The organism is Motilibacter peucedani (assembly GCF_003634695.1).
Classification (GTDB): Bacteria; Actinomycetota; Actinomycetes; order Motilibacterales; family Motilibacteraceae; genus Motilibacter; species Motilibacter peucedani.
In genome coordinates, this window is the sequence record NZ_RBWV01000016.1 from 38,686 (window position 1) to 63,829 (window position 25,144).

Sequence of the window (25,144 nt, forward strand, 5' to 3'; positions counted from 1 at the left end):
GCCCGCCAGCGTGCCACCGCTCCGCCGCGCGGTCAACGGGGCCCGCTGCAGGTTTCTCCACCGGTCTGAGGTGCAATGACCCGGTACGTCCGTCAGCTTCGCCGTGCCCGGGAGTGGCCATGCAGAACCCCCAGCTCGACCGCCGCCGCTTCCTCGCCCTCGGCTCCGGGCTCGCGGCCGCGATGGGGCTCGCCGCCTGCGGCAGCAACAACGGCCGCTCGGAGGGCTCCGGGCCGGCGTCGAGCGCCGGCAGCTCGGGCGGCTCCGGCGGCGGGGGCGGCACGCCGTCGCTGTCGCAGTGGTACCACCAGTACGGCGAGACCGGCACGCAGCAGGCCGTCGAGAAGTACGCCGCGGCGTACGACAAGGCAGAGGTCTCGGTGCAGTGGACGCCCGGCGACTACGACAAGAAGGCCGCGGCCGCGCTGCTCACCGGCAACGGCCCCGACGTCTTCGAGTACGGCAACGGCGCGACCCTCGACATGATCCGAGGGGGCCAGGTCGTCGACCTGACCGACCTGCTGGGCGACGCGAAGGACGACTTCACGCCCTCGCTGATCGAGCGGATGACCTACGAGGGCAAGCTCTACGCGATCCCGCAGGTCACGGACATGCAGCTGCTGGTCTACCGCAAGAGCCTGCTCGAGAAGGCCGGCGTGCAGCCCCCGAAGACGCTCGACGAGCTCATCGACGCCGCCCACACGCTGACCACCAAGAAGGCGAAGGGGCTGTTCGTCGGCAACGACGGCGGCGTGGGCGTGCTGCCCGGGCCGCTGCTGTGGGCGTCGGGCGCCGACTACCTCGACGACTCCGACGCGCCGGGCTTCACGACGCCCGAGGTGGCCCAGGGCTTCGCCAAGCTGCACTCGCTGTTCACCAGCGGCTCGCTGCTCCTGGGTGCTCCGACCGACTGGAGCGACCCCTCGGCCATCAGCCAGGGCCTCACCGCCATGCAGTGGACCGGGCTCTGGACGGTGCCGGCCCTGCAGAAGTCGCTCGGCGACGACTTCGGCGTCCTGCCCTTCCCCGCCAACGGCAGCGGCGGCAAGCCCGCTGTGCCGGTCGGCGCCTACGGCTCGCTCGTCAACGCGAAGAGCAAGGACGTCGAGGCGGCCAAGGCCTACGTCAAGTGGCTCTGGGTGGACAACACCCAGGCGCAGGAGGACTGGGCCACCGGCTACGGCTTCCACATCCCCGCGCGCAAGAGCCTCGCGGAGAAGTCGACCAAGCTGCAGACCGGCGTGGCCGCCGACGCCGTCTCGTTCGTCAACGACTACGGCCACGCCCAGACGCCGCTGCTCTGGACGCCCGCCTCGTCGACCGCCTTCGGCGACGCCACGAGCCGGATCATCAAGGACGGCTCCGACCCGGCCAAGCAGCTCGCAGGCGTGGCGACCAAGGTGAAGTCCGAGATCTCCCGGGTGAAGAGCTAGGCGGTGGGAGAGCCGGCGCAGCTCCAGGCCGACCGGCTGGGGCGGCTCGGGCGGTTCCGCGGCAGCCAGGACCGCAACCTGTGGTTCTGGGCGTTCGTCGGGCCGTTCACGGTCGGCCTGCTGGTCTTCGTCTACGTGCCGATCGGCTGGAGCCTCTACCTCAGCTTCTTCGACGCGCGCAACACGGTCACGCCGAGCGACTTCGTCGGGCTCGGCAACTACCGCGACATGCTCACGGACCCCGCGTTCGTCGACAGCCTCGGGACGTTCACGGCGTTCGCCGCCTTCATCGTGCCGTCGACGTTCGCGATCTCGCTCGGCCTGGCGCTGCTGGTGCACAACGCCCGGTGGCTGCAGGGCTTCTTCCGCTCGGTGTTCTTCCTGCCGACGGCGTGCTCCTACGTCGTGGCGTCCCTGGTCTGGAAGCTCTCGATCTTCAACGGCGTGCGGTTCGGGCTGGCCAACACCGTGCTCGGGTGGTTCGGCCAGGACCCGGTCGCGTGGCTGTCCGTGACGCACCCGCCGTGGTACTGGGTGGTGTTGGTGACGCTGCGGCTCTGGCTGCAGTCGGGCTTCTACATGATCCTCTTCATCGCCGGGCTGAAGCGCATCCCACGCGACATCTACGAGGCGGCCGCCGTGGACGGCGCCAAGCCGGGGTGGCAGACCTTCAGGTGGATCACGCTGCCGTCACTGCGCGCCACGTCGACTGCCGTCCTGGTGCTGCTGCTCGTCAACGCCTACCAGTCGTTCGACGAGTTCTTCAACCTGCTCTCGAGCTCGGGGCAGTACCCGCCCTACGCCCGCCCGCCGCTCGTCTACCTCTACTACCTCGCGCTGGGCAACGGGCAGGACTTCGGCCACGGCAGCGCCGGTGCCGTGGTCCTCACGCTGATCATCGCGGTGGTCACGGTCGCGCAGGGGCGGCTGCTCGGGCTGGGGAGGAGGGACTCGTGAGCGCCACGGTCGCGAGCAGGCGGCGGCGCAGACGTACGCCTCTGGAGCGGGTGAGTGCGGCGCTGCGGCTGGCGATCCTGCTGCTGGCCTCGGTGCTGTTCCTCGTGCCGTTCTACCTGGTGGTGCGCAACGGGCTCGCCTCCGAGGCCGACATCACCTCGCCGGACTGGACGCTGTTCCCCCGCACCCTGCACTTCAGCAACGTGCGCGACCTGTTCGACGACCCGGCTGTCGACATGGCGCGCAGCATGCTCAACTCGCTGGTCGTGGCGGTGCTGCAGACGCTGGGTACGCTGCTCGTCTGCTCGCTCGCCGGCTACGGTCTCGCGCGCATCCCCTACCGCTACGCCTCGGCCGTCTTCTGGCTGATCCTCATCAGCATCATGGTGCCGGCGTCGGTGACGTTCGTGCCGACCTTCGTGCTGGTCTCGAGCCTCGGCTGGGTCAGCACGCTGCGCGGCCTGATCGTGCCCGTGCTCTTCAGCGGGCTGGTGGCCTTCCTGTTCCGGCAGTGGTTCCTCGCGTTCCCGCGCGAGCTCGAGGAGGCGGCGCGGATCGACGGTCTCGGCTACATGGGGTCCTACTGGCGCATCGTGGTGCCCAACTCGCGGGGGTTCTTCGCCGCCGTCGGCACCATCACCTTCATCGGCGCCTGGAACTCGTTCCTGTGGCCGCTCGTCATCGCCCAGGACTCCTCGTCGTGGACGGTGCAGATCGCGCTGTCGACCTTCCTGACCGCCCAGACGGTCAACCTGCACGAGCTGTTCATGGCGGCGGCGGTGGCGATCGTGCCGCTGCTGGTGGTGTTCGCGGTGCTGCAGCGCTTCATCATCCAGGGCGTCGAGACGACCGGCACCGACTGACAGGTCGCGTTCAGGTAGGGAGCCGTAGCATCGTGGCCATGGCGGGTCGCAGCGACGTCGAGGAAGCTGTCGAGCGCGTCAAGGACGCGGTCAAGCCGCGGCTGCGCGGGTGGCTCCACGCGGGCACGTTCCCGGTCGCCGTCGTCGCGGGCATCGTCCTGGTGGCGGTCAGCCCGACCGAGCGGGCGCGCATCGCGACCGCGGTGTTCTCGCTGACGGCGGCGCTGCTGTTCGGCGTCTCCGCGGCCTACCACCGCTTCACGTGGTCGCCGCGCGCCCAGCGCGTGCTCATGCGGCTGGACCACTCGAACATCTTCCTGATCATCGCGGGCACCTACACGCCGTTCGGCGCGCTGCTGCTGCCCTCGCACCACGGGCGCACCCTGCTCTGGATCGTGTGGGTCGGCGCCCTGCTCGGCGTGCTCTTCAGGGTGTTCTGGACCGACGCGCCGCGCTGGCTCTACACGCCGGTCTACATCGCGCTGGGCTGGGTGGCGGTCTTCTTCCTGCCCGAGATCCTCCACCACGGCGGCGTCGCGGTGCTCGTGCTGCTGATCGTCGGAGGCGCGCTCTACTCGGTCGGCGGGCTCATCTACGCCGCCCGCCGGCCCGACCCGTCGCCGCGGTGGTTCGGGTTCCACGAGGTCTTCCACGCGTGCACGCTGGCCGCCTTCGTCATCCACTACGTGGCCGTGTCGATGGTGGCCTACACCTCGAGCTGAGGCGCGGGGGGTCCGGTCGGAGTCGGTGCGGGGAGCGCGGGTACGCGGTGGCTGAGCGCCCGGCCGCAGGCCGCCGGGCCGCTCCATCGGCGCACCGCGGAGTCGCAGGCGGCACGGTAGGCGGGCGGAGGTCGTACGCGCACGCCGGTCGCTCGCCCCGCATCTGGCGCTCGACTCGAACGTCGCCGCTCAGTCCAGGACGTGTCCGCGCAAGCGCCCCTCTACCCACCCCTTCCTCATCTTGTGCCAGCGACGGCTCTCCGGTAGGATTCGAACACACGTTCGAACCGGCGGGTGGTGGCAGTGGCGCAGGGTGCGGGTGCGGGGCCTTCTCTGGCCGACCTGATGCCGCCGCCGGATGCGACGTGGTTCGGCGAGCTCGACGATCCGGAAGAGATCGACTGGGTCGACTGGTCGGATCTGCGGTGGGCCGACGAGACCTGGACCCATGGGCCCTCGGTCCCGGAGCACTCGGAGCCGGTGGAGCGCGCGGAGCAGTGGGGCTGGGTGCCGGGTGAGGGGCTGTTGCGGGAGCTGGCGGGGCCGGGCCGGGTGTTGGGCGAGGCGCTGGCGGGGGTGGCGCCCTCACCGGGGCTGGTGGCGGCGTTGTGCACGCTGGACGACCCGCGGGACCCGGCCGCCACGGTGTGGTGGATCGACCCGGGCGGCCCGCGGTGCGAGTCCCGGGCGCTGGACGAGGCCGAGCTGACCGTCGGGGTGGCGCAGGCGTGGGACCGGGTCGCCTCCTGGGCGTGCGCGCAGCGCGAGACCGCGGTTCAGCGCGCCCGCGCGCTGATGGTGTCGATGCCGTCCCCGGACCCGGTGGGGGTGCCGCGCTGGTCCGGGGCGGAGGCCGCTGCGGGTGAGCTGGCGGCGGCGTTGCGGATCTCCCCGCGCTCGATCGACGCCCGGCTCGAGCGCGGCGCCCGCCTGCACACAGCACACCCAGGCACGCTGTGGCTGCTCGAGCAGGGCCTGCTGACCTGGGCGCACGCCCAGGCGGTGGTCGAGGTGTGCGCGCCGCTGACCGACCCCGCGCACCTCGCGGCGGTCGAGGCGCGGGTACTTGCCGCCGCGCCGGAGCAGACCCCGGCGCAGCTGCGGCGCTCGCTGGTGCGGGCGGTCGCCCGGGTCGACCCGGCCGGGCACGCCGCCCGCCACACCGCCGCCGCCACCGAGTCGGTCGGCGTGCGGATGGTCCCGCTCCCCGACGCCCTGGTGAGCATCACCGCGGTGCTGCCCGCACCGGCCGGGCAGACAGTCCTCGGCGCGCTCGACACCCTCGCCTCCGCGCTGCGCGACACCGTCAGCGGCAAGGGCGACGGTGAGCAGGACGGCGGCGAGGGCCGTGGCGCTCGACCCGCGACCAGGCCTCGGGTGGGTGCGGCTGAGCGGGCGGATGCGTTGGTGGTGCTGGCCGCCGCGCTCGCCGCGCACCCCGAGCTGGTCACCGGGGTGCTGGCCGCGGAGCCGGCGCGCCCGCTGGTGCGGGTCACGATCAGCGCCGACACCTTGCTCGGCCTCACGCAGCACCCCGGTGAGCTCGCCGGCTACGGCCCGATCCCGGCCGGCATGGCGCGCGCGCTGGCCGCGGACGGCACCTGGGCCCGGTTCGTCACCGACCCGGCCACCGGGCAGCTGCTCGACGCGACCCCGCACCGCTACACCCCGAGCGGGCGGACCCGCGCGTTCGTCGTCGCCCGCGACCAGACCTGCCGACACCCCGGCTGCTCCGCACCCGCCGAGACCGCCGACCTCGACCACACCGCACCGTTCGACCACCAGGACCCGGCCCGCGGCGGCCCGACCACCACCGTGAACCTCGGACCGCGCTGCCGACGCCACCACAACCTCAAGACCTGGCACGGCTGGCGCACTTGGACCACCCCCGACGGAGCCATCGCCCACCGCACACCACTCGGGCGCACCTACACCGTCGCCGTCCCGCCCCAACCCACCGCATAGCCCGCCGTCCCGCGAGGGCCGAGCGCCCTCGCGCGCCCAGCCGCGCCGAGCTGCAGATCATCTACGCTGACCGACCGTGCGCATCGTGATCGCCGAGGACAGCGTCCTGCTGCGCGAGGGCCTGACCCGGCTGCTCGGCGACGGCGGGCACGAGGTCGTCGCTGCCGTCGGCGACGGCCCCGAGCTGGTGGCCGCGGTGGAGGAGCACCGGCCCGACCTGGCGGTCACCGACGTACGCATGCCGCCGACGCACCGCGACGAGGGCCTGCGCGCGGCGATCGAGGCGCGCCGCCGCGTACCCGGGCAGCCGGTGCTGGTGCTGAGCCAGTACGTCGAGGACACCTACGCCGCCGAGCTGCTCGCCTCCGGAGACGGCCGGGGGGTCGGCTACCTGCTCAAGGACCGCGTCGCCGACGTCGGCGACTTCCTGGCCGCGGTGTCGCGGGTGGCCGCGGGCGAGGCGGTGCTCGACCCGGAGGTCATCGCCCAGGTGCTGGTGCGGCGCCGCTCGGTCGACCGGCTCGCCGCGCTGACGCCCCGCGAGCGCGAGGTGCTCGCGCTGATGGCCGAGGGCCGGTCGAACCAGGCGATCGCCGAGCGGCTCGTCGTCACCGACGGCGCGGTCGAGAAGCACGTGACCAGCGTGTTCGGCAAGCTCGGGCTGCACCCCGACGCCGGGGACTCGCGCCGGGTGCTGGCCGTGCTCGCCTGGCTCGGCGAGCCCTGAGCCGGAGAACGACACGGCTGTAGTTCGAGACGCTACGATGCCCGCATGGACGCCGTCAGAGCTCTGAGCGGGACCCCCGACGAGCACGCGGGGGCAGGCACGCTGTCCGAGCGCGAGCAGGAGATCCTCGCCTTCGAGCGCCAGTGGTGGAAGTACGCCGGCGCCAAGGAGCAGGCGATCCGCGAGCTGTTCGACATGTCGGCGACGCGCTACTACCAGGTCCTCAACGCGCTGCTCGACCGTCCTGACGCGCTCACCCACGACCCGATGCTGGTCAAGCGGCTGCGCCGGCTGCGCGCCTCGCGCCAGCGGGCCCGGTCCGCCCGCCGGCTCGGCTTCGACGCCTGATGGCCGGTCGTCGCGACGACGGCGGCGGGGGCTCGCCCCTCGAGGGGCTGGGGGCCCCGCGCCGCGGGTCGCACCGCACCGGCGGCGGGCTCGGCGGCCTGCTGACCTCGCTGGGCGCCGTGCTGGCCGTCGTGGTCCTGCTCGGCGGGCTCTACGTCGCCTTCGGCCGCGACTCGGGCGACGACGACGGGGGCGCGACCGCCACCGGGGGCTCGAGCTCCGCCCCGGTCGCGACCGAGGCCGCCAGCGCGAGCGCCACCCCGGCGCCCACGCCCAGCGCCACCCCCTCCGCGACGCCCACCCCCTCGGAGACGCCGAGCTCCGAGGCCTCGCCGAGCGGCACTCCGGCCGCCGAGTCCGGCACCGCGGGCGACGGCGGCGCCGAGGACCCGGGCGCGGGTGACGAGGAGGGACTCCACGACCTGCCGGTCGTCGTGCTCAACCAGTCCGGCCAGGCCGGGCTCGCGGGCCGCACCGCCAGCGCGCTGCGCGCCACCGGCTGGACCGTCTCCTCGGTCGGCAACTTCCACGGCAGCGTGCCGAGCACGACGGTCTACTACCCCGACGGCGCCCTGGCTGCCGCGCAGGCGCTGGCCGCCGAGCTGCCCGGGCCCGACCGCGTGCGCCCCGTCTTCTCCGGCATCTCGGCCACCAAGCTCACCGTCATCCTGGCCTGAGCGGCGAGGCCGTGACCGAGCCCGCCGACCCGCTGCACGCCCCGCTGCGCACCGACGAGGGCCGCGCCGGCCTCGCCGCGCTGCTCGCTGCGCCCGGGCGGGCGGTCGTCGGGCTCGACTTCGACGGCACGCTCGCCCCGATCGTCGACGACCCCGCCGACGCGCGCGCCCACCCGGCGGTGCGCGGCGTCCTCGAGCGGCTCGCGCCGCTGCTCGGGCGGCTGGCCGTCGTCACCGGCCGGCCGGTCGAGCAGGTCGTCGAGCTCGCCGGTGTGGCGCAGCTGCACCGGCTCGAGGTCCGCGGCCACTACGGCCTCGAGCGCTGGGACGCCGCCGCCGGGCGGGTCGTCCGCCCCGAGCTCCCCCCCGGCGTCGAGCAGGTGCGGCGCGCCCTGCCGGGTCTGCTGCTCGCCCTGGCGCCCGATGCGGCGGTGGAGGACAAGGGCGCCTCCCTGGCCGTCCACACCCGGCGCACGCCCGCGCCCGAGGAGACCTTCGAGCGGCTGCAGGCCCCGCTGGCCGAGCTGGCCGAGGCGCACGGGCTCGTGGTCGAGCCAGGTCGCTTCGTGCTCGAGCTGCGCCCGCCCGGCGCCGACAAGGGCGGCGCCCTGCGCGCGCTGGCCGACGAGCTCGGCGACCCGTCGGCGGTGGTGTTCGTCGGCGACGACCTCGGCGACCTGGCCGCGTTCGAGGCCGTGCGGGCGCTGCGGGCGGGGGGCACGCCTGGCGTCGTCGTCTGCAGCGGCTCCGACGAGGTGCCCGAGCTGCTGCAGCTCGCTGATGCGGTGGTGGAGGGCCCCGCTGGCGTCGCGAGCTGGCTCACCGCGCTGGCCGACGCGCTGGGGACGCCGGAGCACCCGAACGGCGCACCGGTGCCACCCGCTTGAGCGGTCAGATCGACCTCCTGCCCGCCGATGCTGGCTCTGAGCCGGACTCGGAGGGGGTGAGGGCTCGATGCGTCGGAGCCGCTCCCGCCTGCCCGGGTCCACCCCGGTCTGGCTCTGCACGGTGGTCCTCGCCGCTGCCGCCGTCGTGCTGCTCCGCACGGGTGCGCTCGGCACCGCGCCGGCACCGGGCGCCCCCCACGCCCCGTGGCTGCTGCTGGTCGCCGCCCTGGCCGTCGCCGAGACGGTCATCGTGCACGTCGAGTTCCGCCGCGAGGCGCACACGTTCGGCTTCAACGAGCTGGTGCTGGCCGGGGGGCTGCTCGCCGTCGGGGGTCGTGAGCTCGTGCTCGCGCAGGCCGTCGCGACGGTCGTCGCGATGCTCGCCCGGCGCCAGGTGCCGCTGAAGTTCGCCTTCAACGTCGCCCAGTACTCCCTCGCCACGGCCACCACCGTCGCCGTGCTCGGCGCCGTCTGCCCGCGGCCCCACCTGCTCGACCTGCCCACGGCGCTGGCCGTCCTGGGCGCCACCGTCGCCGGCTCCACGGTCAGCTGGGTGGCGATCCTCGCCGCCATCGCGCTGGTCGACCGGCCGCCCAGCCGGGGCGAGGCGCTCGAGGTGCTGCTCGTCGGCTACCTCGGCGTGCTCGCCAACGCCGGGCTCGGCCTGAGCCTGCTGCTGCTCCTGCGCGAGGGTCCGCTGGCGCTGCTGTGCGCCGCCCCCGCCGCCGCCGTCGCGATCGCGTCCTACCGCGCCTACCTCGCGAGCCGGCAGCGCCGCGAGCACCTCGCCTTCCTGCTCGAGGCGACAAGCGCCCTGCAGTCCGGCGGCGACCCCAGCGACACGAGCGGCGGCTGGGCGACGGTGCTGCGTACCCTGCGCACCGCCCTGCGCGCCGAGAGCGCGGTGCTGCTCGTGGCACCGAGCGGAGCGGGCGGCACCGCGGGCGACGACGGCTGGCTGCTGCTGCGTACGGCTGCGGTCGGCGACGAGGGCGTCGCCCGGTTCGAGCGGGTGCCGGCCGAGGCCGCCGCAGCCCTGCGCCCGTCGGTCGACGGGCTGCACGACCGGCGCCGCGGCGCCGGCGACGCCGCCTGGCTCGCGGCCCGCGACTGGCCGGGCGCGCTGAGCGCGACCATCTCCGACGAGGCCCGGGTGCTCGGGCACCTGCTGCTCGGGCCGCGCGTCGGCGCCAACGCGCACTACGCCGCCGCAGACCTCGTGCTCGTCGAGGCGCTCGCCAACCAGGTCAGCGGGGTGCTCGAGACCGGGCGGCTCGAGCAGGCGCTGCGCCAGATCACCGTGCTCAAGGAGCAGATGCAGCACGAGGCCTGGCACGACCCGCTGACCGCGCTCGCCAACCGGGCGCTGTTCCGCGACCGGCTCGAGGCGGCGGTCGGCGCGCCCGACGGCGTCTCCGTGCTGCTGGTCGACCTCGACGACTTCAAGGCGGTCAACGACGAGCTGGGGCACGCGGCCGGCGACCGGCTGCTGCGCGCGGTCGGCGACCGCATGCGCGAGGTCGTGCGCGACCTCGACACCCCCGCCCGCCTGGGCGGCGACGAGTTCGCCGCGGTGCTCCCGGGCTGCTCGCCCGACGACGCGCACGAGGTCGCGGCCCGCCTGCTGGCCGCCCTCTCGGCACCGGTCCAGCTCGACGGCGCCCGCGTCCCGGTCCGCGCGAGCGTCGGCATCGCCACCCTCGGCGGCGAGCACCTCACCCCCGAGGAGCTGCTGCGCCGCGCCGACCTCGCGCTCTACGCGGTCAAGGCCGAGGGCAAGACCGGCGCCCGCGCCTGGTCGCCGTCGCTGACCAGCGCGATGGAGCGGCGTACGGTGCTGACCGCCACGCTGCCGGCCGCCATCGCGGGCGGCGAGATCGTCTGCCACTACCAGCCGGTGCTCGATCTGGGCAGCGAGCGGGTGACGGCGCTGGAGGCGCTGGTGCGCTGGGAGCACCCGGAGCGGGGCCTGCTCGGGCCCGACGCCTTCCTGGCGCTCGCGGAGGACGCCGGCTGGATCCACGAGGTCGGCGAGCGCGTGCTGCGCCTGGCCTGCCTGGAGTACGCCGCGCTGCTCGACGCGTTCCCGCAGACCCCCGAGCTGCTGCACGTCAACATCTCGGCGCTGCAGATGGAGCCGCGGCTGCCCGAGGCGGTCGCCCGCGCCCTGGCCGACGCCGGGCTGCCCGGCGAGCGGCTCGTCCTCGAGGTCACCGGCACCACGGCGGTGGCCGATGCGCCGTCGACGCGGGCCGTGATGGAGGCGGTGTGCGCGCTGGGCGCCGTGTGGGCGCTCGACGACTTCGGCACCGGCTTCGCCGCCATCGACCGGCTCGCCGACCTGCCCGTGTCGATGGTCAAGCTGCCGCGCCCGATGGTCCGCGGGCTCGGCAGCCCGCGCGGCGCGCGCCTGGTGGCGGGCACCCTCGCCCTGGCCCGCGAGGTGGGGCTCGACGTGGTCGCCGAGGGCGTCGAGACCCGCGACGAGGCCGACGCGCTGCTGGCGGCAGGCTGCCGCCAGGCGCAGGGGCACCTGTGGGCGGCGGCGATGCAGCCGGTGGAGCTCGGCCGGTGGATGCGCCGGGGAGCTCAGGCCGGCGTGTCGAGCCCGCGCAGCTGAGCCTCGAGCCACTCGTGCGGCGGCAGGGCGCCCGCGGCCGCCACCAGGCCGGCTGAGCGGCGCTCGCGCTCGGCCGGCTCCATCGTCAGCGCGCGGTGCAGCGCCGTGGCGGTGCCGCTCACGTCGAAGGGGTTGACGAGCAGGGCGTGCTCGCCGAGCTCGTGGGCCGCGCCCGCCTCGGTGGAGAGCACCAGCACGGCGTGGCGCTGCGAGAGCAGGGGGCCCTCCTTGGCCACGAGGTTCATGCCGTCGCGGACGGGGTTGACGAGCAGCACGTCGGCCAGCCGGTAGGTCGCCAGCGAACGCGGGTAGTCGTCGTCGACCGTCAGCAGCAGCGGCGACCAGCCGGGGAAGGCGAACTCCTCGTCGATCTCGGCGGCCAGGCGCTGCACGTGGGCGGTGTACTCGCGGTACTCCGGCAGGTCGTGCCGCGAGGGGTAGGCGCCGGCGACGTGCACGACCCGGCCGACCCACTCGGGGTGGCGGCGCAGCAGCTCGCGGTAGGCCAGCAGCCCGCGCACGATGTTCTTCGAGAGCTCCGTGCGGTCGACGCGCGCGATGACCAGCCGGTCGCCGATCCGCGCGCGCATGGCGTTCTCGTAGCTGATGACGTCGGGGCGCGAGCCGCGCTCGCACAGCTCGTCGGCGTCGATGCCCAGCGCGTGCACGGTGACGCGGGTACGCCGTCCCTCCCACGTCACGGTGCCGCCGTCGGTCTCGTCGCTGGTCACGTCGTCGTGGACGGTGCCGTGCCGCTCGACCCGCGCGCCGAGCACCCGCTCGCAGCAGTCGAGGAAGGCCTCCGCCCAGCGCGGCGCCAGGAAGCCGGCCTCGTCGGCGCCCAGCACGCCGAGGAGCACCTCGCGCGCGATCTCGGCGGGCAGCATCGAGAAGTAGTCGGCGGGGGCCCACGGCGTGTGCGAGAAGTGCGCGATGCGCAGGTCGGGGCGCCGGTCGCGCAGCATCCGGGGCGTCAGCGTCAGGTGGTAGTCCTGCACCAGCACCTTCGCGCCCGGCGCCGCCTCCTCGGCCAGCGCCGCCGCGAACGCCCGGTTGAAGGTCGAGTAGGCCGCCCACTCGCGCGTGAAGCCGGCGTCGAAGACCGGCGCGGTGGGGGTCGCGTAGAGGCGGTGGTGCACGAACCACAGGGTGGAGTTGGCGACCGCGTTGTAGGCCAGCGAGAACGTGTGGGCGTCGATGCCGTCGGCCTCGGCGAGCATCCGCACGGCCAGCCCGCCGCCCTCGTCGCCGGCGTCGATGCGCCCGCGCGGGCGGCCCTGCACGGCCTGCCGGTCGGCCTCGGTCAGCGCGGTGCACACCCACAGCGCCGAGCTGGTGTCGCGCCCGGCGCTCGAGAGCGCCGAGACCAGCCCGCCGCCGCCCCGGCGCCCCCGCGGCCGCCCCTCGGCGTCGAGGTGGAACGAGAGCGGACCGCGGTTGGACGCGACGAGCAGGGACGCAGCCACCCGGCGAACACTAGCCGGGATGGGCTCCAGTCCCGGGCTCCGTCGACCGATCGGAGGAGCAGAGTCCGCGTCCCCGCACCTCCGAGGAGCCCCGCTGTGCCCCGTCGTCTCGGCCTGCTGCTGCTCGCGGTGCTGGCCCTGCTGCCCCTCCACGCCGCCGGGGCGCAGGCCGCCACCGGCGACGGCGGCGACGTGTCGTGGCCGCAGTGCCCGCACGCGCCGGGCTACGGGCTGCCGATGCCCGGGGCCGGCGCCGGGTTCGTGGTGGTCGGCCTGACGCAGGGACGCCCGTACGCGCCGAACCCCTGCCTCGACACCCAGCTCGCGCACGTGGCGCGCACCGGCGCCCGGCTCGGCGCCTACACCTTCGCCGCGATGCCGACGGCCGCCCAGCTGCGCGCGACCGGGGCCACCGGACCGTACGACTCCTCGACGCGCGCCGGCCGGCTCTCGAACGCGGGCTACGCGCAGGGGCTGTGGTCGGCCGGCGTGCTGGCCGCGCACGGGATCGACGTGCCGATGGTCTGGCTCGACGTCGAGCACCGCCGCGACCAGCCCTGGACCAAGGTGCCCGCCGACAACGTCGCCGTGATCACGGGCAGCGTCCGCGCTCTGCAGGACCGCGGCCTGGGCGTCGGCTTCTACTCCTACCTCTCCGGCTGGCGCGAGATCACCGGCGGGCTGCGCTCCGAGCTGCCCGTCTGGGCGACCGCCGGCCGGCGCGGCCGGTCGGCCGCGCTCGCCATGTGCACCGAGGCCTCCTTCTCCGGCGGTCCGGTGGTGCTCGCCCAGTGGTACGACAGCGTCCGCGACTCGGACCTGGTGTGCCCGGGCGCCGCGCCCGCGGCGCGCGCGCTGCCGCTGCTCCGGCGCGGTTCGCACGGGCCCGCGGTCGTCGAGCTGCGTACGCGTCTCGGCCTCCCGCCCGCCGAGCAGTTCAGCCGGGCGACCGCGCTGGCGGTACGCGCCTTCCAGCGGGCGCACGGACTGGCCGTCGACGGCGTCGTCGGCCCGCAGACCTGGGGCGCACTGCGCGGCGGCCCGGCACCCGACCAGTGGTTCGGCCGGGGGGCCTGACGGCTCCCGGCCGGATCGTCTATCCTGGTCGGCACAACTGAACATTGCTCATCCAGAGGGACTGAGGGAACGGCCCGTCGACGTCCCGGCAACCCTCCTCGAACGTCTTCGTCAGCACGAGGCCCGTCGAGGAGTAGGTGCCAACTCCGGCCTGCGGAAACTCCGCAGGGAAGATGAGGAGAGGCCTCGATCGTCATGACGCTCACGTCTGCTGGACCCCGCTCTGCGGTCCGCGCCCCTTTCGGCCCCGCCGTCGCGCTGGCCTGCCGCGAGTGCGGCACCCGCACCTCGCTCGGCGCCCACTACGCCTGTCTCGAGTGCTTCGGCCCGCTCGAGGTCGTCTACGACCTGCGCCCGGTGACCCGCGAGTCGGTCGCCGCGGGCCCGCAGTCGATCTGGCGCTACAAGGACTTCCTCCCCGTGCCCGAGGACGTCGCCGCCGCGCCGGGCCTCCAGCCGGGGCTCACCCGCCTGGTGCGCGCCGACAACCTGGCCCGCGAGCTCGGCCTGAAGTCGCTGTGGGTCAAGGACGACTCGGGCAACCCGACCCACTCGTTCAAGGACCGCGTCGTGGCGGTCGCGCTCAGCGCGGCCCGCGAGCTGGGCTTCACCACCCTGGCCTGCGCCTCGACGGGCAACCTGGCCAACGCGGTCGCCGCGGCGGCGGCCCGGGCCGGCCTGCGCTCGGTCGTCTTCGTCCCGAGCGACCTCGAGGACGGCAAGATCATCACCACGGCGGTCTACGGCGGCGCGCTGGTCGCGGTCGACGGGTCCTACGACGACGTCAACCGCCTGTGCAGCGAGGTCGCCGCCGACCAGGAGTCGTGGGGCTTCGTCAACATCAACCTGCGGCCCTACTACGCCGAGGGCTCCAAGACGGTCGGCTTCGAGATCGCCGAGCAGCTCGGCTGGCACCTGCCCGAGCAGGTCGTCTCGCCGGTCGCCTCGGGCTCGCTGCTGACCAAGGTCGACAAGGGCTTCCGCGAGCTCGGCGCCGCCGGGCTGGTCGAGCCGACGCCCTACGCCGTCTTCGGCGCCCAGGCCACCGGGTGCTCGCCGGTCTCGGCGGCCTTCGCCGCCGGCGCCGACGTCGTCCGGCCCGTGCGCCCCGCGACGATCGCCAAGTCGCTCGCGATCGGCAACCCCGCCGACGGGCCCTACGCGCTCGACGTCGTGCGGCGCACCGGCGGCGCGGTGGCCGACGTCACCGACGAGGAGGTCGTCGAGGGCATCCGCCTGCTCGCCCGCACCGAGGGCATCTTCGCCGAGACCGCGGGCGGCGTCACGGTCGCCGTGACCCGCAAGCTGCTGGCCGCCGGCCTGCTCGACCCCGACGCCGAGACCGTGCTGCTCAACACCGGCGACGGGCTCAAGACCCTCGACGCCGTCGCGCCCGTCGTCGGCCCCACCGCCACCATCGACCCGTCGTACTCCGCGTTCCAGAAGGCAGGCCTCGCATGAGCGTCAGCGTCCGCATCCCGACCATCCTGCGCACCTACACCGGCGGTGCCGCCGAGGTGACGGCCGAGACCGCCGACGACGCGCGGCTCTCCGACCTGCTCGACGCGCTCGAGTCCGCGCACCCCGGCATCCGGGGCCGCGTGCTCGACGACGCGGGCAACCTGCGCCGCTTCGTCAACGTCTACGTCGGCGACGAGGACGTCCGCTTCGCCGACGGTCTCTCGACCCCGGTTCCTCCGGGTTCGTCCGTCTCTGTCATCCCGGCGGTCGCCGGCGGCTGACGCCACAGGCAGGCAGTCCTGCCGATGTGGTGGTGCGGAGCGCGCCGTACCACTACAGTCCTGCCGACCCGGAACCCGCACGGTGCGAGGGTCCGACAGCACGGCACAGGGAGACGCAATGGCGCAGGGCACTGTCAAGTGGTTCAACGGCGAGAAGGGCTACGGCTTCATCGCCGTCGACGGGGGCGCGGACGTGTTCGTCCACTACAGCGCGATCGACATGCCTGGGTTCAAGACCCTCGAGGAGAACTCGCGCGTCGAGTTCGACATCACGCAGGGCAACAAGGGCCCGCAGGCCGACAAGGTCCGCCTGGTCTGACCCGCTGCGCCCGACGGCCCGGTCCCTCACGGGGGGCCGGGCCTTCGGCGTTCGCAGGAGCCGAAGGGCTGGCACTATGGGTGCCGACACGGACAGGGCTCGCACCGGCCGCGGGACGAGCAGACAGTGAGGAGAGGCCCCATCGAGGCTCTCGCAGCGCAGGCCGACGGGCTGGGCATCGAGGCGGTCGCATCCGGCGCTGAGGGGCGCCGCCGGTTGCCGCGCGTGCTCTCCGACATCCCGTTCGCCGTGCTGGTGCTCGACACCGACGCGGGCACCGTCACCTACTCCAACCCCCTCGCGCGCGAGCTGTGCGACTCGGTGCTGCCCTTCCCGGTCTCGGAGTGGGCGCGCGACGCGGGTTTCAGCGCCGGCCTCGACGACGACGGGCCCTTCGCGCAGGCCGCCGCCGGCTCCGCCGTGCGCGGCGCCTCGGTCGTGCAGCGCCCGCGCGACGGGGCGCCCCCGCGCGTCCTGTGGCTCACCGCAGCCCCGCTGCCCGAGGTCATCGGCCTGGCGGCCGCCTCGCTGGTCATCCTGCTCGCGGTCGACCCGGGCCTGCTCACCGACGAGCTGTTCGAGGTGCGCGGGCGCGCCCTCGTGGCGGCCGGGCTGAGCTTCACCATCACCGACCCGCACCGCGAGGACAACCCGCTGGTGTGGGTCAACCCCGCCTTCCTCGCCACGACCGGCTACACCGAGGACGAGGTCATCGGGGTCAACTGCCGCTTCCTCCAGGGCCCCGACACCGACCCGGCCGCGATCGTCGCCATGCGCGAGGCGATCGACGCCCAGCAGCCGACGCAGGTCGTGCTGCTGAACTACCGCAAGGACGGCACCGCCTTCTGGAACGAGGTCTCGCTCTCGCCCGTCTTCGACGGTGCCGAGCGGCTGACCCACTACGTCGGCGTGCAGGCCGACGTCACCGCCCGCGTCGAGGCCGAGCTGCTGCGCGAGGAGCGGGTGCGCGAGGAGCAGGACGCCCGGCGCCGCAGCGAGCTGGTGCAGTCGCACCTCACCCTGCTCTCCGACGCCACCGAGACCCTGGTGGCCAGCCTCGAGGTGCCGGAGGCGCTGCGCCGCCTCGCCGACCTGCTCGTGCCGCGCGTGGCCGACTGGTGCATCGTCGACCTGCCGCCAGAGGCGGGCGACGACGGCGCCCACGAGGTCGTCGTCACCTGCGCCGACCCCGCGCTCGAGGAGTCGCGCGCCGCCGTCGAGGCGATGCTCCCGGGCTCGATCGGCCCACGCTCGCGGCTGGGGGAGGTCTTCACGACCGGGCGCTCGAGCCTGCTGCGCAGCATCTCGCCCGACGACATGCGCGAGGTGGGCAGCCCCGAGCTGCTCGAGCACTACTCCCGCCTGGGGCTCGGCTCCTCGATCGTGGTCCCGCTCACCGGCCGGCACGGCGTGCTCGGCACGCTCACCCTGGTCGTGGGCGGCTCCGGGCGCCACTACGACGACGACGACCTCAGCCTCGCCTCCGACCTCGCCCGCCGAGCAGGTCTCATCGTCGACAACGCGCGCCTCTACGCGCGCGAGCACCACGTCGCCGAGGCGCTCCAGCGCAGCATGCTCCCCGCGCTGCCCGACATCGACGGGCTCGACATCGCCGCGCGCTACCTCCCTGGCGGCGTCGGCGCCCAGGTGGGCGGCGACTGGTACGACGTGCTGGCGCTCCCCGACGGTGCCGTGGGCGTGGCGATCGGCGACGTCATGGGCCACGACATGGCGGCCGCGGCCGCGATGGGCCAGCTGCGCAGCGTCCTGCGCAGCTACGCCTGGCAGGGGCAGAGCGCGGGCCAGGTGCTCGACAGCCTCGACCGGCTCGTCCAGGGTCTCGACATGGCCCAGCTGGCGACCGCGGTGTTCGCGCGGCTGCTGCTCGAGGAGGAGTCCGGCACCACCGGGGTCCGCGTCGAGTACGCGAACGCCGGGCACCTGCCCGGCCTCGTCCTCGAGCCCGACGGCACCGTGCGCCGGTGGAACGAGGCGTGGTCGGTGCTGATCGGCGCGCCGGACGAGGGCACCCGCACCACCGCCACCGACCTGCTCGTGCCGGGCTCGGCGCTGGTGCTGGTCACCGACGGCCTGGTCGAGGTGCGCGGCCAGGACCTCGACGAGGGCCTCGACCGGCTCGACGCGGCGCTGGCCTCGCTGGTCGACGCGCCCTCCGCCGACGCGCTCATCGACGGCCTGCTCGAGGCGATGCGCGCGCAGACGGCCGACGACGACATCGCCGTGCTCGTCGTCCGCGTGCTCGCGTGCGGCCCGGGCGAGGAGGGCACCGCGCTGCCGCACGACCCGACCGCGGCGTCGGTCGCCCGCCGGTTCCTGCGCAGGACCCTGGACGGGCTGGGCGACGAGCACCTCCAGGTCGCCCTCCTGCTCGTGAGCGAGGTCGCCAGCAACGCGGTCGCGCACGGAGCGGGCGAGGTGCGGCTGCACGCCCGGCTGCTCCCCGACGGCGCCGCGCGGGTGGAGGTGTCGGACACCGCCTCCGAGGCGCCGGTCCTGCGCTCCCAGGGCGTCGACGACGAGGGCTTCCCGGCCGAGCGAGGCCGCGGCGTCTACCTGCTCGAGCACCTCTCGCGCGCCTGGGGCACCGAGCCCGCCGGGCGCGGGAAGACGGTGTGGTTCGAGGTGGGCGGCCCTGAGGGCGGGCTAGCCGGCTGAGTCGGCCGCCAGCGCCTCGAGCGTCGCCCTGGCTCCCTTGGTGTGCAGGGAGTCCAGCGCCCAGAGGTACGCGGTGGTGAACCTCTCGTCGTCGACCAGGTCCCCGAACACGTCGCGGTTGCGCAGGAACGAGAGCGGGTCCGCACCCTGCTGGCGCGCGGCCGGGACGAGGACGTCGCGCAGCGGGTCGACGACCTCGATCGGCTCGCCCTGCTCGTCGACGCCCTCGGCGTAGCGCGCCCAGCTGGCGACCACGGCGGCCGAGCGGTGGACTTCTCCTCCGGAGGCCAGGTTGAGGCGCACCACCGGCAGCAGCCACTTCGGGATGCGGTCGGAGCTCTCGGCGCACAGGCGTGCCAGGGTGTCGCGCACGCCGGCGTTGGAGAAGCGCTCGACCAGCTCGAGCTTGTAGCCGTCCAGGTCGATGCCGGGCACCGGCTCGAGGGTCGGGGTCGCCTCGACGTCCATGTAGGAGAGCAGGAAGCGGGCGAAGAGCTGGTCCTGCGCAGCGTCGTGCACCAGCCGGTAGCCCGCGAGGTAGCCGAAGTAGGCGATGGCCTGGTGGCTCGCGTTGAGCAGGCGCAGCTTCATCAGCTCGTAGGGCTCGACGTCGCTGACCAGCTGCACGCCGGCGTCCTCGTAGGGCGGGCGGCCCGCGCCGAACCGGTCCTCGAGCACCCACTGGGTGAAGGGCTCGCACACGACCGGCCAGGCGTCGTCGATGCCGAAGCGCTCCCGCACCTCGGCGCGGTCGTCCTCGGTGGTCACCGGCGTGATCCGGTCGACCATGCTGTTGGGGAAGCACACCTCGGCGCCGACCCAGGCGGCGAGCTCCGGGTCGCGGAGCGCGGCGAAGCTGGTGAAGCAGCGCCGTGCCACGTCGCCGTTGCCCTGGATGTTGTCGCACGACATCACGGTGAACGGCGGGATGCCGCGCGCCCGCCGGCGCACCAGCGCCTCGGTCACGAGGCCGAAGGCGGTGCGGGAGGCCGCAGGCTCCGCCACGTCGTGGACGACGTCGGGGTTGTCGACGACGAACTCCCCTGTGACGGCGTGGAAGTTGTAGCCGCCTTCAGTGATGGTGAGCGAGACGATGCGTACGCCGGGGTCGGCCATGCACTCGATGACCCGCTCGGGGTCGTCGGGGGCGAACAGGTAGTCGCGGATCGACCCGATGACCCGCGGCTCGAGCGAGCCGTCGGGGCTCTTGACGACCAGGGTGTAGAGGTGGTCCTGCTTCGCCAGCGCCTCCTGCATGCGGCGGTCGCCGGGCAGCACACCGACGCCGGTGACGGCCCACTCGTGGGCCCCGCCCTCGCTCATCAGGCGGTCGAGGTACATCGCCTGGTGCGCGCGGTGGAAGCCGCCGACACCGAAGTGGACGATGCCGGTGCGCAGGGCGCTCCGGTCGTAGGAGGGGACGGGGACCCTGCCGGCGATCTCGGGCAGGGTCGTCGAGCTCAGAGGAGTCATCGGCTACTTCACCGCACCGAGCGAGAGGCCGCGGACCAGCTTGTCCTGCGCGGCGAAGCCGGCGATCAACACCGGCAGCGACACCAGCGTCGCGGCCGCGCAGAGCTTGGCGAGGAAGAGCCCCTCGCTGCTGATGAAGCCGACGAGGAACACCGGGGCGGTCGAGGAGCGCGTCGCAGTCAGGTTGACCGCGAACATGAACTCGTTCCAGCTGAAGATGAAGCAGATCAGCGCGGTGGCGGCCAGACCTGGCATGACGACCGGGCGCACGACGTTCCACAGCACCCGCAGCAGTCCGGCGCCGTCCATCTGGGCGGCCTCGAGGATCTCGACCGGCACCTCGGCGAGGAACGAGCGCATCATCCACAGCGCGATCGGCAGGTTCATCGAGGTGTAGAGGATGACCAGCGTGTAGACGTTGTCGAGCATGCCGAGGTGCTTGACGATCAGGTAGACCGGCAGCAGCGCGGCGATCGCCGGCAGGAACTTGGTGGAGAGGAAGAAGAACATGACGTCGGTCCACTTCTCCACCTTCTTGATGGAGAGCGCGTAGGCCGCCGGCACGGCGAGCACCAGCACCAGGAGCGTCGAGACGATGCTGGCCGTCGCCGAGTTGACCAGGAACGGCATGACGTCGCGGTCGAACAGTGCCGAGTAGTTCGCGCCCGTCAGTGGCGCGAACACCGACGGCGGGTTGGTGGCTGCGTCGGCCTCCTTGTGGAACGAGGTCAGCACCATCCACGCCACGGGGGCGAAGAACAGCAGGGTCAAGAGCCAGGCGAGCACGGTCCACGCCATGCCACCGCGCGCGGCGAGGTCTGGTTCCTTCGTACGCCGTGGCAGGCGCCGCCGCGTGCTGCCGCCCGCGGTGGCTGGCCGGACTGTCTCGGTCGAGGCGTCGAGGGTGGTGCTCATGCGCCCTGCTCCTCACGGAAGAGCGACGAGATCACGCGCAGGGCGAACGTCGCGACGATGATGGTGCCGATGACGACGACGACGCCTGCAGCGGCCGCCTCGCCGTACTCGTACTTGCGGAACATGGTCTGGTAGATCTCGTAGGGCAGGTTCGTGGTCGCTGTGCCCGGACCGCCCTGCGTGATGGTGAAGATCGCGTCGAACGTCTGCAGGATGTAGATCGAGCCCAGCAGTGTCGCGAGCTCGAGGTACTGCCGCAGGTGGGGCAACGTGATGTAGCGGAAGGTGTCGAGGCCCTTCGCGCCGTCGACCCGCGCCGCCTCGAGCACGTCGCCGGGCTGCGCCTGGAGCCCGGCGAGCAGGATCAGCATCATGAACGGCGTCCACTGCCAGACCTGCGAGACCACCACCGCGGGCATCGGGTGCGCCGACACCCACGCGATGCTCGGCCCGTGGCCTCCGTAGACCTTGGCCACGGCGTTCAGGACGCCGTTCAGCAGGCCGTAGTCGGGGTTGTAGATCATGTGCTTCCAGATCAGTGCCGACGCGGCCGGCATGACGAGGAACGGGGCGATGAGCAGGGTGCGGGCCAGGCCCCGGCCCGGGAACCGGCGGTCCAGAAGGACCGCCAGCCCCAGGCCGATCGCCAGGCTGAGGAGCACCACCGAGGCCGTGAGCACCACGGTGTTGACGACCGCGGTGCGCAGCCGGTCGTCCGTGGCCACCGTCTTGTAGTTGCTGAAGGCGGCGAAGCTCTTCTCGCCCGGCTTGAGGACGTTCCAGTGCAGGGTCGAGATGACGATGGTGGCGAGGAACGGCACCTGCGTCACCACGACGGTGAAGACCAGGGCGGGCAGGAGCGGCGCCCGGCGCGCCCACCGCGCCTTCGAGCTCAGCGAGCGCTGGCGGACGGCGGGCCGTCCGGGCGCAGCAGCGAGAGTGGCCATCAGGAGTCCCCTACTTCTGCTTCTCGCCGACCGCCTCAGCGAGCTTCTGCCCGCTGTCGAGGGCCTTGTCGACGCTCGTCTTGCCGGCGATCGCGGCGCTGACCTCCTGGGAGACCTTGGTGCCGAGGTCGGCGAACTCCGAGATCGTCACGAACTGCACGCCCTTGGTGGGCCGCGGCTGCACTCCGGGGTTGACCGGGTCGGCCTCCTGGATGGCCTTCAGCGTCAGCGGGCCGAAGGCGGCGGAGGCCTTCTTGTACTCCGGGATCTCGTAGGTGCTGGCGCGCTTGCCGGACGGCACGCGGGCCCAGCCCAGCTTCTCGCCGACCAGCTTCTCGTAGTCCTTGCTCGAGGCCCAGAGCATGAACTTCGCCGCGTTGTCGGCGTTCTTCGTCGTCTTGGGCATCGCCCACGCCCACGTCCAGAGCCAGCCGGACGACTTCGTCTTCACGGTCGGAGCGAGCGCGTAGCCGATCTTGCCCGCGACCTTGCTCACCGACGGGTCCTCGAGCGAGCCGGCGGCACTGGTGGCGTCGTACCACATCGCGACCTTGCCCTGCGAGAGAGCGTTGAGGCACTCGGAGAAGCCGGCCTGGGCGGCACCGGGCTCGCCGTGCGCCTTGACGAGGTCGACGTAGAAGTTGGTCGCCTGCTTGAACTCCGGCGCGTTGACCTCGGCCTTCCAGTCCTTGTCGAACCACGTGCCGCCGAAGGTGTTGACCACCGTCGTCAGAGGCGCGAAGATCTCGCCCCAGCCCGGCAGGCCGCGCAGGCAGATGCCCTTCATGCCGGGCTGGGCGCCGTCGACCTTCGCCGCCGCGTCCGCGACCTGCTGCCAGGTCGGGCGCTCCGGCATCGTCACGCCCTTGGCCGCGAGGACGTCCTTGCGGTACATCAGGAACGAGGACTCGCCGTAGAACGGCAGCGCGTAGAGCTTGCCGTCGTCGCCCTGCAGCGAGGTGACGATCGGCTTGAGCAGGTCGGCCTTGTCGAACGAGGTGTCCTTGTCGGCGTAGCTGTCGAGCTCGTGCAGCCATCCGTTCTTGGCCCACAGTGCCGCTTCGTAGGCGCCGATGGTCGCCACGTCGTACTGCCCCGCGCCGGTGGCCACCTCCTGGGTCACCTTGTCGCGCAGCTCGTTCTCGGGGAGGATCGTGTAGTTGACCTTGATGCCGGTGTCCTTGGTGAAGGAGTCCGCGGTCAGCTTCTGGATGTCCTCCATCTGCGGGTTGCCGACCATGAGGACGTTGACGGCCTTGCCGCCGCCGCCTCCGCCGGTGCCGCTCGAGGAGCCGCCGCCGGAGTTGCCGCCACCTCCGCCTCCTCCCGCTCCGGCGCAGCCGGCGACGAGCGCGGTGGTGGCCAGCACGGCGGCGACGCTGATGCGCCGTGAAGAGCTGCGGGTCACGGGGTCCTCCTGGACTGCTGCGGGAAGGTCTGTCGTCGTCTGTGCACCTCGGCGCTCAAACGAGCGGAGTGCTGCTGTGCGGATCAATATGGGCGGTTCGGCGTCCGGCGTCAATGGAGAAGTGCGAATATGGGCGGCGACCGCTCAAACGAGCAAGGAGAGCCATGAGCGTGCCGGGTCCCTCGTCCCTCGTCCTCACCGCGAGCGTCGCTCGCCGCTACTACCTCGACGGCCGCAGCAAGATCGAGATCGCCGAGGAGTTCGGCCTGAGCCGCTTCAAGGTGGCCCGCCTGATCGACACCGCGCGATCGACCGGCCTGGTGCGCATCGAGTTCCACTTCCCGGGGGAGCTCGACCTCGACCTGTCCAGCCGGCTGCAGACCGCCTTCGGGCTGCGGCACAGCGTCGTGGTGGACAGCCCCGAGGACGACCCGGAGGTGCTGCGCCAGCACCTGGGCCGGGCCGCAGCCGACCTGCTCAGCGAGGTGGTGACCGCGGAGGACGTGCTGGGGCTGGCGTGGGCGCGCTCGCTGATGGCGATGCGCACGGCGCTGACCTCCCTCGCCCCGTGCGAGGTCGTGCAGCTGACCGGGGCGCTCTCTCGCCCCGACGTCGACGAGAGCGCCATCGAGCTGGTGCGCGACGTGGCGCGCAAGGGCAACGGGCCGGCCTTCTTCTTCTACGCGCCGATGATCCTGCCCGACGCCGCGACCGCCGCCGTGCTGCGCCGCCAGCTCGAGATCGAGCGGGCCATGAAGCGCTACCCGCGGGTCACCGTGGCCGTGGTCGGCGTCGGGTCGTGGGAGCCCCGGCACTCGACCGTGGTCGACGCGCTGACCCCGGCCGAGCGGCGCGAGATCCGGGCCCTCGGCGTGCGGGCGGAGCTCTCCGGCATCCAGATCGACGAGCAGGGCGACCCGGTCGCGACCCCCCTGACCGACCGGACCATCGGCATCACCGCCGAGCAGCTGCGCGCCGTGCCCGACGTGGTGGGCATCGTCTACGACAGCTCGAAGGCCGCGGCCGTGCGGGCTGCGCTGCGGGGCGGCTACCTCAAGAGCCTGGTCACCCATGCCAGCATGGCGCGTGAGCTCCTGGCCGGCGCAGATGACCCCCGGTGACGAGAGCGAGGTCCTGCTCCACGGCGGCACGACCAACCGGGGCCGCGTCACCCGCGTCGGCGACACCGTCCGCCGGCCGGTGCGCCCGACCAGCCGGTCGACCTGGGCGCTGCTGCGCCACCTCGAGGACGTCGGCTTCGCCGGGGCGCCGCGGTTCGTCGGCGTCGACCGGGCCGGGCGCGAGGTGCTGTCCTACGTCGAGGGCGACGTCGCGACGCCGCCCTACCCCGCGTGGGCGCTGAGCGAGCGGGCGCTCACCAGCGTCGCAGAGCTGCTCCGCGACTACCACGCGGCCGTCGCCTCCTTCGACGCGTCGGCGCACGAGTGGGGCCGCCCGCTGCCGCCGCGCTACCGCGGCCCGCTGGTCACCCACAACGACCCCAACCTCGACAACGTCGTCTTCCGCGACGGCGTCGCCGTCTCGCTCATCGACTTCGACCTCGCCGCGCCCGGGACCGCGCTCTGGGACGTCGCCTGCGCGGCCCGGCTCTGGGCGCCGCTGCGCGACCGGGCGGACTCGCCGCTCGAGGGTGAGGGCGACGTGGAGGAGGACTCGCTGCGCCGGCTGCGGGTCTTCGTCGATGCCTACGGCCTCTCGGCCGACGACCGCGAGCACGTCGCCGGCGCGCTGCTCTCCGCCCACGCGTGGTGCTACGGCATCGTGCAGGACGCCGTGACGCACGGGCACGAGTCCTTCACGCCGTACTGGGTGCAGGGCGGCGCGGCGCAGGCCGAGCGCACGCGTACGTGGCTGTTCGCCCACCGGCGCGAGGTGCGCGCCGCCCTGGTGCCGTGAGCCGA

At 73.5% G+C, this 25,144-nt stretch carries 22 protein-coding genes and 1 riboswitch; of the genes, 17 read left to right on the plus strand and 5 right to left on the minus strand.

Features of this window, described 5'->3' with window-relative positions; all coding sequences use genetic code 11:
• The first annotated feature begins 119 nt into the window (after window positions 1-119).
• From CLV35_RS17835 to CLV35_RS17880, 10 genes are all read left to right on the plus strand, one after another.
• Complete coding sequence (locus CLV35_RS17835; protein ID WP_121194871.1) at window positions 120-1,433, plus strand: ABC transporter substrate-binding protein; 1,314 nt, start codon at window positions 120-122, stop codon at window positions 1,431-1,433.
• Between the two features lie 3 nt (window positions 1,434-1,436).
• Window positions 1,437-2,390, plus strand: a complete 954-nt coding sequence (locus CLV35_RS17840; protein WP_231122009.1) for a carbohydrate ABC transporter permease — start codon at window positions 1,437-1,439, stop codon at window positions 2,388-2,390.
• A complete protein-coding gene (locus CLV35_RS17845; protein ID WP_231122010.1) occupies window positions 2,387-3,253 on the plus strand; it encodes a carbohydrate ABC transporter permease in 867 nt (288 codons plus the stop codon). The genes CLV35_RS17840 and CLV35_RS17845 overlap by 4 nt, the downstream gene beginning before the upstream one ends.
• Before the next feature lie 38 nt (window positions 3,254-3,291).
• The gene (gene trhA / locus CLV35_RS17850) at window positions 3,292-3,975 is read left to right on the plus strand and encodes a PAQR family membrane homeostasis protein TrhA (protein ID WP_121194872.1); all 684 of its coding nucleotides are present in this window, start codon (window positions 3,292-3,294) and stop codon (window positions 3,973-3,975) included.
• A gap of 303 nt (window positions 3,976-4,278) precedes the next feature.
• Window positions 4,279-5,940, plus strand: coding sequence for an HNH endonuclease signature motif containing protein (locus CLV35_RS17855; RefSeq protein ID WP_121194873.1), 1,662 nt, complete (start codon window positions 4,279-4,281; stop codon window positions 5,938-5,940).
• A 76-nt stretch (window positions 5,941-6,016) separates the two neighbouring features.
• Window positions 6,017-6,667 carry a response regulator gene (locus CLV35_RS17860; RefSeq protein ID WP_121194874.1) on the plus strand — a complete coding sequence of 217 codons (651 nt, stop codon included), beginning with the start codon at window positions 6,017-6,019 and terminating at the stop codon, window positions 6,665-6,667.
• Between the two features lie 45 nt (window positions 6,668-6,712).
• Window positions 6,713-7,015 carry a DUF3263 domain-containing protein gene (locus tag CLV35_RS17865; RefSeq protein WP_121194875.1) on the plus strand — a complete coding sequence of 101 codons (303 nt, stop codon included), beginning with the start codon at window positions 6,713-6,715 and terminating at the stop codon, window positions 7,013-7,015.
• Window positions 7,015-7,692 (plus strand): LytR C-terminal domain-containing protein, encoded by a 678-nt coding sequence (locus tag CLV35_RS17870; protein WP_121194876.1) that lies wholly within the window; start codon window positions 7,015-7,017, stop codon window positions 7,690-7,692. Before CLV35_RS17865 ends, CLV35_RS17870 begins: the two co-directional genes overlap by 1 nt.
• Before the next feature lie 11 nt (window positions 7,693-7,703).
• On the plus strand, window positions 7,704-8,579 hold the full coding sequence (gene otsB / locus CLV35_RS17875) for a trehalose-phosphatase (RefSeq protein WP_231122011.1): 876 nt from the start codon (window positions 7,704-7,706) through the stop codon (window positions 8,577-8,579).
• A gap of 67 nt (window positions 8,580-8,646) precedes the next feature.
• On the plus strand, window positions 8,647-11,199 hold the full coding sequence (locus tag CLV35_RS17880) for a putative bifunctional diguanylate cyclase/phosphodiesterase (RefSeq protein ID WP_121194878.1): 2,553 nt from the start codon (window positions 8,647-8,649) through the stop codon (window positions 11,197-11,199).
• Here CLV35_RS17880 and CLV35_RS17885 read toward each other — a convergent pair.
• Window positions 11,169-12,665: an alpha,alpha-trehalose-phosphate synthase (UDP-forming) gene (locus CLV35_RS17885; protein WP_231122012.1), complete on the minus strand. Its 1,497-nt coding sequence runs from the start codon at window positions 12,663-12,665 to the stop codon at window positions 11,169-11,171. The two genes, CLV35_RS17880 and CLV35_RS17885, sit on opposite strands and share 31 nt — an antisense overlap.
• Window positions 12,666-12,761: 96 nt before the next feature.
• Between CLV35_RS17885 and CLV35_RS20640 the strand changes: the two genes are divergently transcribed.
• From CLV35_RS20640 to CLV35_RS17910, 5 genes are all read left to right on the plus strand, one after another.
• The gene (locus tag CLV35_RS20640) at window positions 12,762-13,742 is read left to right on the plus strand and encodes a peptidoglycan-binding protein (protein WP_231122013.1); all 981 of its coding nucleotides are present in this window, start codon (window positions 12,762-12,764) and stop codon (window positions 13,740-13,742) included.
• A gap of 45 nt (window positions 13,743-13,787) precedes the next feature.
• Window positions 13,788-13,922: riboswitch (SAM riboswitch) on the plus strand.
• A gap of 15 nt (window positions 13,923-13,937) precedes the next feature.
• Window positions 13,938-15,203: a threonine synthase gene (gene thrC, locus CLV35_RS17895; RefSeq protein ID WP_121194879.1), complete on the plus strand. Its 1,266-nt coding sequence runs from the start codon at window positions 13,938-13,940 to the stop codon at window positions 15,201-15,203.
• Window positions 15,200-15,484, plus strand: a complete 285-nt coding sequence (locus tag CLV35_RS17900) for a ubiquitin-like small modifier protein 1 (RefSeq protein ID WP_121194880.1) — start codon at window positions 15,200-15,202, stop codon at window positions 15,482-15,484. Before thrC ends, CLV35_RS17900 begins: the two co-directional genes overlap by 4 nt.
• A 118-nt stretch (window positions 15,485-15,602) precedes the next feature.
• A complete protein-coding gene (locus CLV35_RS17905) occupies window positions 15,603-15,803 on the plus strand; it encodes a cold-shock protein (RefSeq protein ID WP_121194881.1) in 201 nt (66 codons plus the stop codon).
• A gap of 126 nt (window positions 15,804-15,929) precedes the next feature.
• Window positions 15,930-18,479, plus strand: a complete 2,550-nt coding sequence (locus tag CLV35_RS17910; RefSeq protein WP_121194882.1) for a SpoIIE family protein phosphatase — start codon at window positions 15,930-15,932, stop codon at window positions 18,477-18,479.
• Here CLV35_RS17910 and CLV35_RS17915 read toward each other — a convergent pair.
• From CLV35_RS17915 to CLV35_RS17930, 4 genes are read right to left on the minus strand one after another with little or no spacing between them, the layout of a single operon-like run.
• Window positions 18,468-19,952, minus strand: a complete 1,485-nt coding sequence (locus CLV35_RS17915; protein WP_121194883.1) for a mannitol dehydrogenase family protein — start codon at window positions 19,950-19,952, stop codon at window positions 18,468-18,470. The genes CLV35_RS17910 and CLV35_RS17915 overlap by 12 nt on opposite strands.
• 3 nt (window positions 19,953-19,955) lie before the next feature.
• Window positions 19,956-20,867, minus strand: coding sequence for a carbohydrate ABC transporter permease (locus tag CLV35_RS17920; protein WP_231122014.1), 912 nt, complete (start codon window positions 20,865-20,867; stop codon window positions 19,956-19,958).
• The gene (locus tag CLV35_RS17925; protein ID WP_121194884.1) at window positions 20,864-21,814 is read right to left on the minus strand and encodes a carbohydrate ABC transporter permease; all 951 of its coding nucleotides are present in this window, start codon (window positions 21,812-21,814) and stop codon (window positions 20,864-20,866) included. The genes CLV35_RS17920 and CLV35_RS17925 overlap by 4 nt, the downstream gene beginning before the upstream one ends.
• A gap of 10 nt (window positions 21,815-21,824) precedes the next feature.
• Window positions 21,825-23,222, minus strand: coding sequence for an ABC transporter substrate-binding protein (locus tag CLV35_RS17930; protein WP_121194885.1), 1,398 nt, complete (start codon window positions 23,220-23,222; stop codon window positions 21,825-21,827).
• Window positions 23,223-23,386: 164 nt separating this feature from the next.
• Here CLV35_RS17930 and CLV35_RS17935 point away from each other — a divergent pair, with 164 nt between their 5' ends.
• Together CLV35_RS17935 and CLV35_RS17940 are read left to right on the plus strand one after the other, a co-directional pair.
• Window positions 23,387-24,343 carry a sugar-binding transcriptional regulator gene (locus tag CLV35_RS17935; RefSeq protein ID WP_231122015.1) on the plus strand — a complete coding sequence of 319 codons (957 nt, stop codon included), beginning with the start codon at window positions 23,387-23,389 and terminating at the stop codon, window positions 24,341-24,343.
• Window positions 24,309-25,139 (plus strand): phosphotransferase, encoded by an 831-nt coding sequence (locus CLV35_RS17940; protein WP_231122016.1) that lies wholly within the window; start codon window positions 24,309-24,311, stop codon window positions 25,137-25,139. Before CLV35_RS17935 ends, CLV35_RS17940 begins: the two co-directional genes overlap by 35 nt.
• The last annotated feature ends 5 nt before the right edge of the window (window positions 25,140-25,144 follow it).

What these genes read in the sequence shown, in the direction of transcription:
- CLV35_RS17835 (WP_121194871.1), top strand. Translation starts at nt 120, where the DNA reads ATGCAGAACCCCCAGCTCGACCGCCGCCGCTTCCTCGCCCTCGGCTCC.
- trhA (WP_121194872.1), top strand. Translation starts at nt 3,292, where the DNA reads ATGGCGGGTCGCAGCGACGTCGAGGAAGCTGTCGAGCGCGTCAAGGAC.
- CLV35_RS17865 (WP_121194875.1), top strand. Translation starts at nt 6,713, where the DNA reads ATGGACGCCGTCAGAGCTCTGAGCGGGACCCCCGACGAGCACGCGGGG.
- CLV35_RS17870 (WP_121194876.1), top strand. Translation starts at nt 7,015, where the DNA reads ATGGCCGGTCGTCGCGACGACGGCGGCGGGGGCTCGCCCCTCGAGGGG.
- CLV35_RS17880 (WP_121194878.1), top strand. Translation starts at nt 8,647, where the DNA reads ATGCGTCGGAGCCGCTCCCGCCTGCCCGGGTCCACCCCGGTCTGGCTC.
- thrC (WP_121194879.1), top strand. Translation starts at nt 13,938, where the DNA reads ATGACGCTCACGTCTGCTGGACCCCGCTCTGCGGTCCGCGCCCCTTTC.
- CLV35_RS17900 (WP_121194880.1), top strand. Translation starts at nt 15,200, where the DNA reads ATGAGCGTCAGCGTCCGCATCCCGACCATCCTGCGCACCTACACCGGC.
- CLV35_RS17905 (WP_121194881.1), top strand. Translation starts at nt 15,603, where the DNA reads ATGGCGCAGGGCACTGTCAAGTGGTTCAACGGCGAGAAGGGCTACGGC.
- CLV35_RS17915 (WP_121194883.1), bottom strand. Translation starts at nt 19,952, where the DNA reads ATGACTCCTCTGAGCTCGACGACCCTGCCCGAGATCGCCGGCAGGGTC.
- CLV35_RS17920 (WP_231122014.1), bottom strand. Translation starts at nt 20,867, where the DNA reads ATGAGCACCACCCTCGACGCCTCGACCGAGACAGTCCGGCCAGCCACC.
- CLV35_RS17925 (WP_121194884.1), bottom strand. Translation starts at nt 21,814, where the DNA reads ATGGCCACTCTCGCTGCTGCGCCCGGACGGCCCGCCGTCCGCCAGCGC.
- CLV35_RS17935 (WP_231122015.1), top strand. Translation starts at nt 23,387, where the DNA reads ATGAGCGTGCCGGGTCCCTCGTCCCTCGTCCTCACCGCGAGCGTCGCT.